The sequence below is a fragment of the Pukyongia salina genome (assembly GCF_002966125.1).
In the GTDB taxonomy this organism is placed as follows: domain Bacteria; phylum Bacteroidota; class Bacteroidia; order Flavobacteriales; family Flavobacteriaceae; genus Pukyongia; species Pukyongia salina.
Genome location: NZ_CP027062.1, coordinates 1041100 through 1054678, shown reverse-complemented (window position 1 = coordinate 1054678; position 13579 = coordinate 1041100). Strand labels below are relative to the sequence as shown.

10 protein-coding genes are annotated in these 13579 nt (G+C 43.2%); 8 read left to right on the top strand and 2 right to left on the bottom strand.

Annotated features, from left to right (window positions below):
• Positions 1–18: 18 nt before the first annotated feature.
• From C5O00_RS04690 to C5O00_RS04670, 5 genes are all read left to right on the top strand, one after another.
• Entirely contained in the window at positions 19–1056 is a 1038-nt protein-coding gene (locus tag C5O00_RS04690; RefSeq protein ID WP_105215387.1) for a VWA domain-containing protein, read from the top strand.
• Complete coding sequence (batC, locus tag C5O00_RS04685; RefSeq protein WP_105215386.1) at positions 1043–1939, top strand: TPR repeat aerotolerance protein BatC; 897 nt, start codon at positions 1043–1045, stop codon at positions 1937–1939. The genes C5O00_RS04690 and batC overlap by 14 nt, the downstream gene beginning before the upstream one ends.
• Before the next feature lie 3 nt (positions 1940–1942).
• Positions 1943–3724, top strand: a complete 1782-nt coding sequence (gene batD / locus C5O00_RS04680) for an aerotolerance protein BatD (protein ID WP_105215385.1) — start codon at positions 1943–1945, stop codon at positions 3722–3724.
• Entirely contained in the window at positions 3721–4476 is a 756-nt protein-coding gene (locus C5O00_RS04675; protein WP_244593028.1) for a tetratricopeptide repeat protein, read from the top strand. Before batD ends, C5O00_RS04675 begins: the two co-directional genes overlap by 4 nt.
• Before the next feature lie 92 nt (positions 4477–4568).
• The gene (locus C5O00_RS04670) at positions 4569–6422 is read left to right on the top strand and encodes a SulP family inorganic anion transporter (protein WP_105215384.1); all 1854 of its coding nucleotides are present in this window, start codon (positions 4569–4571) and stop codon (positions 6420–6422) included.
• Between the two features lie 7 nt (positions 6423–6429).
• Here C5O00_RS04670 and C5O00_RS04665 read toward each other — a convergent pair whose 3' ends face one another.
• Positions 6430–6972 (bottom strand): CvpA family protein, encoded by a 543-nt coding sequence (locus tag C5O00_RS04665; RefSeq protein WP_105215383.1) that lies wholly within the window; start codon positions 6970–6972, stop codon positions 6430–6432.
• Positions 6973–7082: 110 nt separating this feature from the next.
• Between C5O00_RS04665 and C5O00_RS04660 the strand changes: the two genes are divergently transcribed.
• Genes C5O00_RS04660 through C5O00_RS04650 form a run of 3 tightly spaced genes read left to right on the top strand, consistent with a single transcriptional unit; the run spans position 7083 to position 8893 of the window.
• Complete coding sequence (locus C5O00_RS04660) at positions 7083–7439, top strand: hypothetical protein (protein ID WP_105215382.1); 357 nt, start codon at positions 7083–7085, stop codon at positions 7437–7439.
• A 35-nt stretch (positions 7440–7474) separates the two neighbouring features.
• On the top strand, positions 7475–8494 hold the full coding sequence (gene pheS / locus C5O00_RS04655; protein ID WP_105215381.1) for a phenylalanine--tRNA ligase subunit alpha: 1020 nt from the start codon (positions 7475–7477) through the stop codon (positions 8492–8494).
• Positions 8495–8497: 3 nt separating this feature from the next.
• Positions 8498–8893: a hypothetical protein gene (locus C5O00_RS04650; protein WP_105215380.1), complete on the top strand. Its 396-nt coding sequence runs from the start codon at positions 8498–8500 to the stop codon at positions 8891–8893.
• A gap of 77 nt (positions 8894–8970) precedes the next feature.
• On the opposite strand, the gene C5O00_RS04645 is transcribed toward C5O00_RS04650, so the two are convergent.
• The gene (locus C5O00_RS04645) at positions 8971–13491 is read right to left on the bottom strand and encodes an HYR domain-containing protein (RefSeq protein ID WP_105215378.1); all 4521 of its coding nucleotides are present in this window, start codon (positions 13489–13491) and stop codon (positions 8971–8973) included.
• Between the last annotated feature and the right edge of the window lie 88 nt (positions 13492–13579).

Below are 13579 nucleotides of genomic sequence, written 5' to 3'. Positions count from 1 at the left end.
AACAAAGAGTTAACAACTATGTATCAATTAGAGGAACCCATATATTTTTATCTGCTGTTCGCCATCCCGGTGGTGGCCGTGCTGTTCCTGTTGGTACTGTTTTGGAAACATCGCACACAGAAGAAATTTGCAGATAGTAATTTGCTTCGGAAACTAAGCCCGGACAGGTCAACGTTTAAATCGATATTAAAAATATCTGTGTTTTGTCTGGCTCTGGCTGCTCTTTCTTTTGCCCTGGTTAACCCAAAAATAGGCACGAAACTTGAAACAGTGAAACGTGAAGGTGTGGATGTGGTTTTTGCCCTTGATGTTTCAAAGAGTATGCTTGCTGAAGATATTGCGCCTAACAGGCTGGAGAAATCCAAGCAGTTAGTGACACAGATCATTAATAGTCTGGCAGGGGATCGGATTGGGATTATTGGTTATGCAGGAAGTGCGTTTCCACAGGTTCCCATCACTACCGATTTCTCTTCGGCAAAATTGTTTCTGAACGGCATGAACACCGATATGGTGTCCTCTCAGGGGACCGCTATCACCGAAGCCATTGCCATGGCTAAGACCTATTACGATGATGAGGAGCAGACCAACCGGGTTTTATTTATAATTTCCGATGGAGAGGACCACGAAGGTAACCTTTCCGAGATCGCCGAAGAGGCAGCTTCGGAAGGAATAAGGATCTATACCATAGGAGTGGGAACAGCCGCCGGAGGGCCTATTCCCATTAAACGAAACGGGGTGTTGCAGTATTATAAAAGGGATGAGAATAACGAGCAGGTGATCACCAGATTAGGAGAAGACAGATTACAAGAGATAGCGTCTCAGGCCAACGGCAAGTATATCGAGGGTAATAATACCAAGGAGGTGGTAGAAGAAGTCACCGCTATTTTAAATGGTATGGATAAAAAGGAATTCGATGCCAAGCAGTTTACAGATTTTAAGGATCAGTTTCAATGGTTTCTGGCGGCTGCATTATTTTTGCTGATAGTTGATATATTACTATTAGAACGGAAAACTGCCTGGGTGCGAAAATTAAATTTATTTAATGAAAAGGAATAGTGACATGGAAAGACGATTAAATAAATATTTCGGGATTAATTTGAAACGATGGTTTGTACCATTGTGTTTCTTAATGACTACAATATTGGTAGCCCAGAATGATAAGGAACAGCAAAAGATAGAGAAGAAAGCCACAAATTTGTTACGCTCTGCGAGCTCCGAATTGAAATCGGATGATTTCATAGATGCCGAAGTAGACCTGCGGAAGGCGATCGCTTTATTACCTTCAAACGAAACAGGAAAATACAACCTGGGAAATGCATATTATAATAAGGCCCTTAACGATGAAGCAATGCGACGCTATGTTCAGGCCGCCGAAGTAGCCGTGTCGAAACCTGAAAAGCATAAAGCCTATCATAATTTGGGGAACACCTTTATGAATGCAAAGAAATACCAGGAAGCGGTTGAAGCCTATAAAAATGCATTACGAAATAATCCTACCGACGAAGAAACGCGTTACAATCTCGCCTTGGCGAAGGAAATGCTCGAGAAGAATCCGCCACAGGGAGGCGACGACAACAAGGATGAGGAGAATAAGGATAATGAGGAGAATAAAGATGAGAACGAAAATAAGGACGATAACGGAAAGGATAAGGAAGGAGATGAAGGAGACGAAAAGGAGAACGAGGATAAGGGCGATGAAAAAGATGAGAACAAAGATGGCGAGAATAAAGATGATCGTGGAAATCCTAAGGATCCCAAAGACCAGAAGGAGGGCGAAAAGGACAGTCCACAGCAACAGAAACCGGTTCCTGGCCAATTGTCTCCGCAACAGGTACAGAACCTGTTAGAGGCCATGAACAATGAAGAAAAGAAAGTACAGGACAAGATCAATGCGCGCAAGCAAAAGGGAGCAAAAGTTAAATCGAATAAAGACTGGTAAACGATGAAACGCTCGTATTTCATATTCATATTATTCCTATTCATTGGATTTGGAGGTGTTCATGCCCAGGTTCAGTTTGAGGCTAAAGTGAGTAAGAATAAACTTGGAGTGAACGAACGTCTGAGAGTTGATTTTGAAATGAATCAGGATGGCGATAATTTCAATCCCCCGTCTTTTGAAGGATTTCGGGTGGTTGGAGGTCCTAACCAGGCCATTAGTAATTCGTACATCAATGGAAAACGCAGTTACTCCAAGACATACTCGTATTATCTTACACCTTTGTCCAGAGGAACTTTTACTATAGGCCAGGCCACCATCCTGATTGATGGGGAAACCTACAAAACAACCCCGGTTAAAGTTGAGGTAACCGCAGCTGTTGAACGACCAAAGGACGGCGATAATGCCGAATATGTTGCCAGTGAAAATGTACATCTGGTGGCGAATATCTCCAATACAAACCCATACCTCAATGAGGCGATCACTATTCAGTACAGGTTGTATGTATCTAACGATGTTAATCTAACCAGGGGGTTCAGAGAGATCGACACTCCTAAATACGCCGATTTCTGGAGTCAGACGATTTCCAATCGCGGCAATTTTACTGTTTATGAAGGGGAATATAACGGGAGAACAGATTATCGCTATATCATCGTACAAACCACGGTGTTATATCCTCAAAAAACCGGGAAACTAAGTATAGAGCCTTTAACGCTGGATGTTCCCATCGATGTGGAAACAAACAAACGGGATCTGTTTGGACGCAGATTGATGACCCGCGTGAACAAAACTATATCGGCGGGAAACAGGACCATAGATGTAAAGCCATTACCGGCGGAAGGGCGACCAGACAATTTCAATGGTGCGGTTGGAGATTTCACCTTCGATGTGACCACAGATAAAACTAGTCTTGATGCTAACGAAGCCTTGCAGTTAAGCGTTAAAGTAAGTGGAAAGGGTAATTTGAAATTATTCGATCTACCTTCGGTTAAATTACCAAGTGCTTTGGAAGTCTATGAGCCGGAGCGGACCAATAATGTAAATACTCAGGCAGATGGGATGCGAGGATCAATTTCAGAAAATTATACAATTGTGCCTCAATTTAAGGGAGACTATCCAATCCGTCCTATAACTTTTTCGTATTTCGATCCAAAGTCGGAGACCTATAAAACCCTTAGCTCTAATGAGATCGTGCTCAATGTTATCAATGGCCCGGTTACTAATAGCAGCGGTAGTGAAACTACATCCACCAGCAAGAATCCAGTGGTGGTTTTTAACGAAGATCAGTTTAAGTATATCAAGCTGAAAACAAATCTCGTACCGATAACTCAAACACCGTTTTTTAAGTCGGCTTTATTCTGGAGTCTTCTTGGGGGACCAATACTACTTATCCCAATATTTATTTTTGCCGGCAGAAAACGCAAGCAACACCTGGCGGACATTCAGGGAAATAAACTTCGGAAGGCGGATAGACTGGCCAGGAAATATCTTTCAGAAGCAAAAAGATCGATGGGCGATAAGGTAGTCTTTTATGAAGCGATGGAACGAGCGCTGCACAATTATTTAAAAGCCAAACTCGCTATAGAGACCAGCGAATTCAGTAAAGAAAAAATAAGTACCTTTCTTCAGCAAAAAGGAGCGGAACAATCCACTATAGATACCTTTATTAGTATCCTGAAGAGTTGCGAATACGCCCGTTATACTCCGGCGTCTAACGTAACTATTCAACAGGATTACGATAAGGCAGTATCGGTTATTTCAACTATAGATAAACAACTTGTACGATGAAGATGAAGTTCTTGATATTAACAGGTTTATTTTTAGTAATGTTGCCGGTAATGGCCCAGTCTGATGCTATGTTCAACGCTGGTAAGGAGGCATACAAAGCAGAGAATTATCAAGAGGCGATCGATACCTGGAAGCAGATCATTGAAAACGGAGAAGAATCGCCCGAATTGTATTTTAACCTGGGTAATGCGCATTATAAACTCAATAAAATTGGCCCTAGTATATACTATTATGAGAAGGCAAGAATACTGGATCCAAATGATAATGATATAAAGAATAATCTGGCTTTCGCCGAAAACGCCAGAATAGATGTAATCGAACCCTTACCACAAACCGTGTTTAAAACCTGGTATAAGCGCATTTCTGGGGTTACCGACTTCGATGGATGGGCGACTACCGGCGTAATTTTTTCATTTTGCTTTGTGCTTCTTTTTCTAGCCTATTATTTTTCGGCTTCAGAAAGAAGAAAGAGAATACTATTCGCTACTTCAGTGGTATCACTTTTTCTATTGATAGCGAGCGTATCCATGGCATTTACAACCTATTCCGATTTTCAAAGTGACAATCCCGCTATTGTTTTCTCGGAAAAAGTTGAGGTTAAAGATGCCCCCTCAGTTGGCGGAGAAGTAAGTTTTGTGATCCATGAAGGGACCAAGGTTCAGGTATTGGACCGGGAAACAAATTGGGTTAGAATTAGGCTGGCAGATGGAAAAGATGGATGGATTCCTTCCGCAGATATTAAAGAATTGTAGTTTTTAGTATATATTTAACACGAAGTTCTCACCGGATTTCTATTTTTGATTGTTTAACGTTTTTGTTAAAACAATAAACCACTACCAACCATATGTTTAAAAATATCTTTACCAATATCCGTGGGAATCTTTTCGGCGGAATCACAGCCGGAATTGTTGCATTACCACTAGCTCTTGCTTTTGGGGTTCAATCCGGGCTAGGACCAGATGCTGGTTTATACGGCGCCATTTTCATAGGATTCTTTGCCTCCTTATTTGGAGGAACCAACACACAGATCTCCGGGCCAACGGCTCCGATGACCGCTTTATCCATGGTGGTAATAGCAGGGATAATAGCTGCTAACGAGGGAGACGTATCTGCGGCATTACCGTTTATTCTCATGGTCTTCCTACTTGCTGGTTTAATCCAGGTCGTTCTGGGAGTAGTGGGGTTAGGAAAATATATAAAATACATCCCATATCCTGTAGTGTCCGGTTTTATGACGGCGATCGGGGTTATTATATTAGTAACCCAGATATTGCCTATGCTGGGCTACTACACCGAGGATGATACCGCATACATCAACGAATTCAAACCAGAGGCGGAAGAAGTACTGCTCGACAAGATTTTGAAGGAAGAAGCCGGGGAGGGCATATTGGTATTGGAAGATTTCAGGGAGACTGTAAGCCGTGCCGAAAAAATAGAGGAAAGTGAGATCTTAAGAGAAGCAACCACCCTAGCTAAGAATAACAGCTCAGGAGTTATTGGTTCGTTAAACACACTGCCTAGAGCTCTCAACAATATTAACTGGCTGGAGGTGATGCTGGGGCTTCTAACCATATTTATCATCTATGGGTTTAAACGTATTACGACAAAGATCCCCAGTACTTTGGTGGCGCTTCTGGTGGTTACATTAGGAGCCTATTTTCTAAAACTGGATTATCGTCCTATCGAAGAGATTCCTACAGGATTTCCAATTCCTCATTTCGAGATGTTTGCTAATTTCCGCCTGTCCCAGATTTCGCCTTATGTATTTACGGCTATAACGCTGGCATTCCTGGGTGCGATCGACTCGTTGCTCACCTCTGTGGTAGCCGATAATATGACCAAGACAAAGCATAAGCCAAATCAGGAGTTAATTGGCCAGGGAATTGGGAACAGTATTGCTGCTATATTTGGAGGGATACCAGGAGCAGGAGCAACAATACGTACAGTTGTTAATATTAGTTCGGGAGGGACCACTAAACTTTCCGGAATGATCGCGGCAACGCTATTGCTAGTTGTGCTGCTAGCTCTCGGCCCATTGGCCTCTCAGATTCCCGCGGCAGTTCTTGCTGGAATTCTGGTGACCGTAGGAATTGGTGTAATGGATTATAAAGGATTAAAGGCTATCCCTAACATGCCTAAAACAGAGATCGTTGTGATGCTGGTCGTGCTAGTGCTATCGGTATTCTGGAATTTGATCTATGCAGTGGGGATCGGCCTTGTATTAGCCTCTCTAATATTTATGAAGAAAATTGGCGATGCTACCGCCGCCCGATCTCAAATCATTCCGCTTTCCGATGCTAACGGCCATGGGATGCCATGGAAGGACGAGCTAAACTTTCCGAAGGAATTACAGCAGGAGGTTTTCATCAAGCACCTTGATGGCCCTATGTTCTTTGGAAATACAAATGATTTTCAGGAAATGGCGAGAGGAATCCCTAAAACAGCTTCTCATGTTATTATTAGAATGGATAAGGTACCCTATATGGACCAATCGGGATTATATGCAATGGAAGAAGCCTTGTACAGGTTTAGCAAGGACAACATTACAGTAATTCTCGTCCATTTAGAGACACAGCCACGGGTAATGATGGAATCTATCGATATCATTCCAGACTTGATCCCACAGGAACATATTTTCAATGATTTCGACGAGGTATTAGCTTATATCAAAGAAAATGTAGAGGATACGGTGCAGTAGTCCGGGGTTAATTTCCGGCGGTGGGATCCTCTTCTATTGTTTCAGAATTATTTTCATTTCTGAAATTATCAACCTCTTTCAGGATATGAGGAAGTATCATGGGTCCAAGTGATGCTACAGGTTCGTAGAGTACAGATTCTTCCCGTTTTTCTTCAGACATGATACTATAGGTTTCAGAAGCATTCACAAACATAAAGATCACACTTATTATAAATGCATATTTTAAGGCGTTGAAAACACCTCCCAGTAATTTGTTGAGTATACCAAGCATTGCGAAATCGGCTATCTTGGTAAAAAACTTGCCTGCTGCCGAAATTATAAAAACAATGGTGAGAAAGGTAATGGCAAAGGCCACTAGATTGACCGTTTGCTCACTCCAGTCGAACCATGCAGAAATATATCGGGCCGCGTAATCTGAAAAATAAATAGCGCCGTAAACACCTGCAATTAGTCCAACAAGGCCTGCCAAAGCTACAAATAAGCCTTTTTTATACCCAACGTAAAAAGCGATGAGAAGAATAACTCCTATTACAATATCAATGAGGTTCATATTAAGGTTTAACGTAAAGATAGCATTTATGTTTTAAGGACATAAATCAATGGGGCAGTGACAAAATATGGTTTTTGGAATTTTATTGAAGTATCTTTGCAGTTCATTTTATGGCAAGAGACGAAGTATTAAAAAAACGATGGGAAGACCTGGTGAAGCTCTTAAGTGATCGCTTCGCTGAAGGTGAGAACCTGGACCTGGACGCCGTAATTTATCTGGTAGGAGTTCAGGAATTGGGACAGTTGCACAGGAAATTTAAAAAGGATGAGAAGATCAACCTTATGCATATTGCTATATGCCGGTTGCTCGAGCCATATGGGTATTATTCCTTCGATTATTTCGACGAAGAGGGATGGCCGCATTATAAAGTTGAAGCCCAATTACCTTCTCTCAAAGCCGGTGAGCAAAGTATTTTAATGAAAGAAGCCATAGTGCAATACTTCCTGGAAAAAGAAGTGATTGAATAGAAATTATGTAGTTTTGCGATCGAATAGTTTTGATCATGATAGATAAGATAAAAGCGCATATAGCCGAAGTAGAAGCCTTTTCTGCAAAATCGAAAGAAGAAGTTGAGACTTTCCGAATAAAGTACCTGGGAAAGAAAGGACTGTTGAATGAATTCTTTGCCGAATTTAAAAACGTATCTAAGGAAGAAAAGAAGGAATACGGCCAGGTAGTTAATACCTTAAAATCACTTGCCCAGGAAAAGGTGAATACATTGAAGAGCGCTTTGGTATCTACTGAAGAAAGATCAGGGGTCTATGGCGATCTGTCAAGACCCGGAGAACCTATTAAACTTGGCTCGCGGCATCCTGTCTCTATTGTAAAGAATAAGATAGTCGATATATTTTCGCGAATTGGGTTTAATGTTTCTGAAGGGCCCGAAATTGAAGACGACTGGCATAATTTCACAGCACTTAACCTTCCCGAATACCACCCGGCAAGGGATATGCAGGATACCTTTTTTATTCAAACAGATCCCGATATCCTTCTTCGAACACATACCTCTTCTGTGCAGGTGCGTTACATGGAAAATAATAAACCACCTATTAGAACAATATCTCCAGGGAGGGTGTATAGGAATGAGGCCATTTCGGCGCGTTCGCACTGTTTCTTCCATCAGGTGGAAGGTCTTTATGTGGACAAAGGAGTAAGTTTTGCCGATTTAAAACAAACCCTACAATACTTTACTACCGAAATGTTCGGGAAATCCAGGATACGATTAAGGCCTTCTTATTTCCCGTTTACAGAACCCAGCGCCGAGGTTGATGTGTATTGGGGTCTGGAAACAGAGACCGATTATAAGATGACCAAAGGAACCGGTTGGCTGGAGATCATGGGATGTGGGATGGTAGACCCTAATGTACTTTCTAATTGTGGGATCGACCCTGAAATTTATTCGGGTTTTGCCTTTGGAATGGGGATCGATCGTGTGGCACTTTTACTACATCAGATCCCGGACATCAGAATGCTGAGTGAGAATGATATCCGTTTTCTGGAGCAATTTAAAAGCTCTCTATAAAAAATGCGTAAAGACATAGACATCCCCGTAGTTAAGGACGTCTACATTGCTGCTGTACTAGAGTTCAATCAGGACTTCAATACTAACGATTGGAACGCCTATATCATCAATGATGGTTCGATGCCGTTAGAATCTGTACTCATTGTTTCTCAGGGATTCGACGACAAAGATCTAACAGCTCCAATGAGACACTCTTTAGCGCTGTTGCCTTCTAAGGCTTATGCGAAGATCGAATTCCTTGAGGACAGTGTACTTCGATTGAATAATTTTTTTACGATCACTTATTTCATCGGGAATAAACTTTACGACAAGCGTTTTGAGCTACCGGCACATTCGGTTATTGAGGACAATAGTGTGAAGTTACCTGTTATGGATAAACAGGGTGTCCTTGCCAGGTAATTAAAGAAACATATAAATCAAAAACCCCTTCCGGAAACGGAAGGGGTTTTCTTTTGGTTGGTTAAATAATCTTTCGATTATTCTTTTATCAATCGCTTCACTGTTGTCGATTCTTCACCTGCTATCTGAACCATATAGACTCCAGATGCCAGTTGAGATACATCGATCACCATTTCACTTCCCATATTGCGAAGGTCGATGGTATTTACCAGTTTGCCATTCATATCATAGATCACTGCGCTATCCAGTAGGATGTTCGATCCATTGGCAAGAGTTACTTGCTCTGCTGCTGGATTTGGATACATACTAATGGCGCTTCCCAGTTCATTGTCTGCTGCACCAAGAATACTCTCTACGGTGAGCTCGAATGTACAACATCCTTCGTTTCCATATTCGTCGGTAGCACATAGTGTTACTGTGTACACCCCGTCAGGAAGCTGTGAACCAGCTGGAGGATCTTGTGAGAAGACTGTTACCGGATCGGTACAGTTGTCTGCTGCTGTTGCATCTCCACCTGCCCAGTAATCTGGAACGGTGTAGAACAGGTTACCTGGTCCTGGATCTACGGTTTGGTCTGCCGGACAGGTCACCTCTGGTGCCAGGGCATCAACTACCGTGATCATAGACTGACAAGCCGCCAGGTTACCACTAGCATCGGAAGCAAATACCGTTGCGGTTAGGTTTCCTCCAGTTGAATACATTAATCGTAATGATAGGAAGTCGCCACCACAAAGTACGGTGTTTATGTTTCCGGCTACATCGGTACCGGTGAAATCTATCTGTCCGTCTGCTGCCCAGGCATCGATCATGGCTGCAGGGATCATAAAGGTCTCTGTAAGGGTTGTATTACACTGATCGGCAAATGAACCAGTGGCACCAATAGTACCTGTAACGTTAGAGTCCTCGTCGGTGATAGTCCACATCTCCTCGTTAGCTCCTGTTCCATCAATATCACCAAAGGTCATTACCTCAAGGACAGCATCTGCTGTAGCTCCTGTGGGTGTTCCGGTGAAAGAGAATACGTTAGAAGACATCAAGGCAGGGTTAGTGATCGTGATCGTCTCATCGTAATCTGTTCCGATGTCGTCACAAGTTACCTCGGTGATATCTACCGCTAGTACTGTAATACCACAGGCGTCAAAGGATAGTGGTCCTCCAGGGATCTCTACGAAGAATGCATCTCCATCAGAGTTGGTAAGGGTTACTGTCCAGTTAGCCGGATCGAACTGTCCGTTGAATCCAGGTACAAAGTTACTTACTGTAGTGGTACAGGCTCCAAAGAGTCCGTCAAGAGAGTACGATCGGAAACCGAACACATCTCCAGGGGCCAGATTGATCGGGCCACTGTTTCCACTTTGTTGTAAGGCACCAAGAGGATCGGTAAGCTCTGTATAGACACCATTCAATAAGTATCCAAAGCTATCGAAAGCCGGGCCGTCAGGCGTAGTATAATCCCAATCGAAACTTACAACCTCAGCAGCTGTAACAGGAACAGTAAGATCTGTAAATCCTTCCGTACCGGATTGGTTATCACTACTAATAGTCACTACATCATAAGTAGATGGTGAGTTAGCCAACAGGTCTTCCGGGTTGATATCGGCAGTACCGTCTGGTCCTAGTTCTATCGTTACGTCCTGGCATACTAATACCGGAGGAGTTTCGTCTATAACATTTACAATTGCCGTACATGACGATTCGTTTCCAGCAGCATCTGTAGCAAAGATGGTTACCTCTGTTATTCCAAGGTCATCACAGGTGAAGTCTATCACCATTCCACCACCACCAGATCCTGTTTCATACAGAATGTTTCCGTTGAATACACGAGGCTGGAATGTAGTACCCGTAAACGGATAATTTTTACCCGCTCCTTCTAAGAACTCGATGTTGGCATCGGATGCAAAGACATTACCGGTTGCTGTTCCATTGGTATAATTAAATCCACCGGTTGAGAAATCTGTTGGCGTTACATAGAACGCATGAGTTTCTCCAGCCGGGATAACATAATTAAGTGTGAGGTTTAATGGAGTAACAACTCCATCACCATTAGATACAACTCCGGGGGCTGTTCCAATTAAGGTCCATGCTCCAGGATTATCTTCAGATCCAACCCATGTTCCGGACTTGGCATATACTTCCACATCGAAAGTCGCACCCGTATCACCATGAATATCGAAGGACTGGATTGTCACCTCGTTCAAGGCGTTGATATCGAACATGTTTCCGAAGTTTCCATTACCACCTGCTAATGTAGTAGCAAGAGTTGATGGCATGCCGCCACCGCCACCGGAAATTGTTACACCACCAGCGCCACAGTTATCATCCCATCCTATTACAAGGTCTGTTGCAGGAACTGAAGCCATACCATTGGCATCAAGAACAACGTCAAATGGTGCAGCAGCTATATCATAGTCTAATGAGAAATTATCTACTCCATAGTGCCATCCCCATGCGCCGCCGTTGTCGTCGAAAGTCCAACGAACCTGAAGGGCAGCATTAGAATATGCAGTAATATCGATAGATTCGGTTTGAATATCCGGATCAAGATCTACATTATATAGGGCAACTTGTTGCCATGCAGCTCCGTCCCAAACTTCTACTGTTCCGGTCGATCCACCTCCAGCTTCCTGGAAGGCAACATCATAACCCAGAGTTACGGTAGCACCCCCCGAAGTATCATATACATCGGATAGTAGAGACACATTACTCGCCGGAGCTCCTGAACCACAGGCATCATCATCAAAGAACATGGCCGGTGTAGTAAAGTCGTCTCCAGTTGGAAGATCGGTTCCATTTTCCCAGTCGCAGGTACCTGTGTTGATCACAGTACTCCATCCGGCTGGTAATCCGGCGTCGAAATCTTCAGAAACATTAACTGTGCCAGCAGAACCTACGCAAGTTACAGTTGGCGCTTCTACGTCGTTTACAGTAACATTGAAAGTACATTGTACAGCGTTTCCACCTGCATCTGTGTACTCCAGCGTCGTAAGAGTTGTTCCCACAGGGAATACATCTCCAGAAGGGAATCCGGTGATGACCGTGTAAGGCGCATTAGACGCATTATACTCATATCGAACTGCTCCGTTCCATACCCGTGGGCTGAAAACAGATCCTGTAAATAAACCAGAAGTAGCAGATCCAAGATCTAAGGTAATATCGGCATTAGAATATTGCTCGTTAGTACCATTACCGTTAGTATAATTAACAGACTGATCCATAAACACTGCCACTGCATACGTAGTGTTAGCGTTTAATGTAAGAGGTGTTGTTAATACCAGTGTTGTAGGATTGTTTGTGTCTGCTGAGGGTCCGGATGCAGTAGATGCAACGGCACCCCATGCTCCTGGATTCGTTTCGTTACCAGAGTAAGTACCGCCGGCGATGAGGTAGATATCTGCGTTCACTGTCACTCCTGCGGCAGCATCGGTATTTATATCGATCTCATTCAACGTGAGCGAATTTCCAGCAACGGTTGCATCGAAATAAACGGTAGCGTTCGCTCCCAGACCATTTCCTCCTGCATATAGGGTTGAAAGTTCATCCACAACAATTCCACCGCCCATAAAACAGTTATCCATTACTGTTGGATTAGGGTAGGTAACAACCGCACCACAAATACCCGGATCGTTATCCGTTACTATATCTGCAGGACAGGTTACTATAGGAATTTCGTTATCTTCTACTGTAATAGTGAATTGACAAGTGGAAGTATCTCCCTCATCATCAGTAGCTGTAAATTCTATAACGGTAACCCCTACCGGGAAATCACTTCCTGATGGTGGCCCCATGGTTTGCATCACAGTTACCGGTCCGCCATCCGGATCTATCGCAACAGCGTCGGAGAATGAAACCTGAGCTGTACACAGCCCCGGATCGTTACTTGTCACAACATCCATTGGACAGTTGATAATTGGAGGAGGCAGAGCACAATTAAAGATCTGCATATGGTCAATGGAAGTATCAGATTCGAAAGTAGAGATAGCTCCATTACCTTCGGTCATACATACCTGAATTGTTACCATCAAGCCTGCGTAAGCGCTAAGGTCTACTTCGCCTTGTAACCAAGGATCGGTCTGGCTTGTTTGCATTTGTCCAGTAGCGATAAACTCCTGAGTTCCATTTACATTGATAATCAGGTCTCCAATGTTGTCTCCAAACATGTAGTACCAGAAAGATAGGTATAAAGGTGCAGCTTCGGCCGTTAGGTCGACAGTTGTACTCATACAATGAGTTTCTCCGGCGAGTGTAAAGGACCCTTCAAGAAATACATATTCCGGGCCGGACATTCCTTCCGGATTACATTCAGAACCAGTACCGGAAGACGGAGTATCTCCGTTGGTACTGATAGTTAGATCATTTGCACCCACTGGTACCGGATCTTCGGTAAATACTCCGAATCCTGAATCGAAGGTTTCTTCCCAGATCACCGCTGGGGTCATTACCCCTGGACAAGCTAAACCTGCCGGAGGATCGGGAAATCCAACAGTTGGAGCACAGCCGGGATTTTGACCCGTCGCCTCCGTTTGCATAAATAAACCGAAGGATGCAAATAACAGTGAGGTTATTAACATTCTCCAGTTCGAGAAAGTAACTTTTTTCATATTCTTCCGTTTAAATTTATAATTGATATGATTATGTTAAAAATAACATAAAAAATATTGAAAAGCATAGTAATTACGGGACGATTCG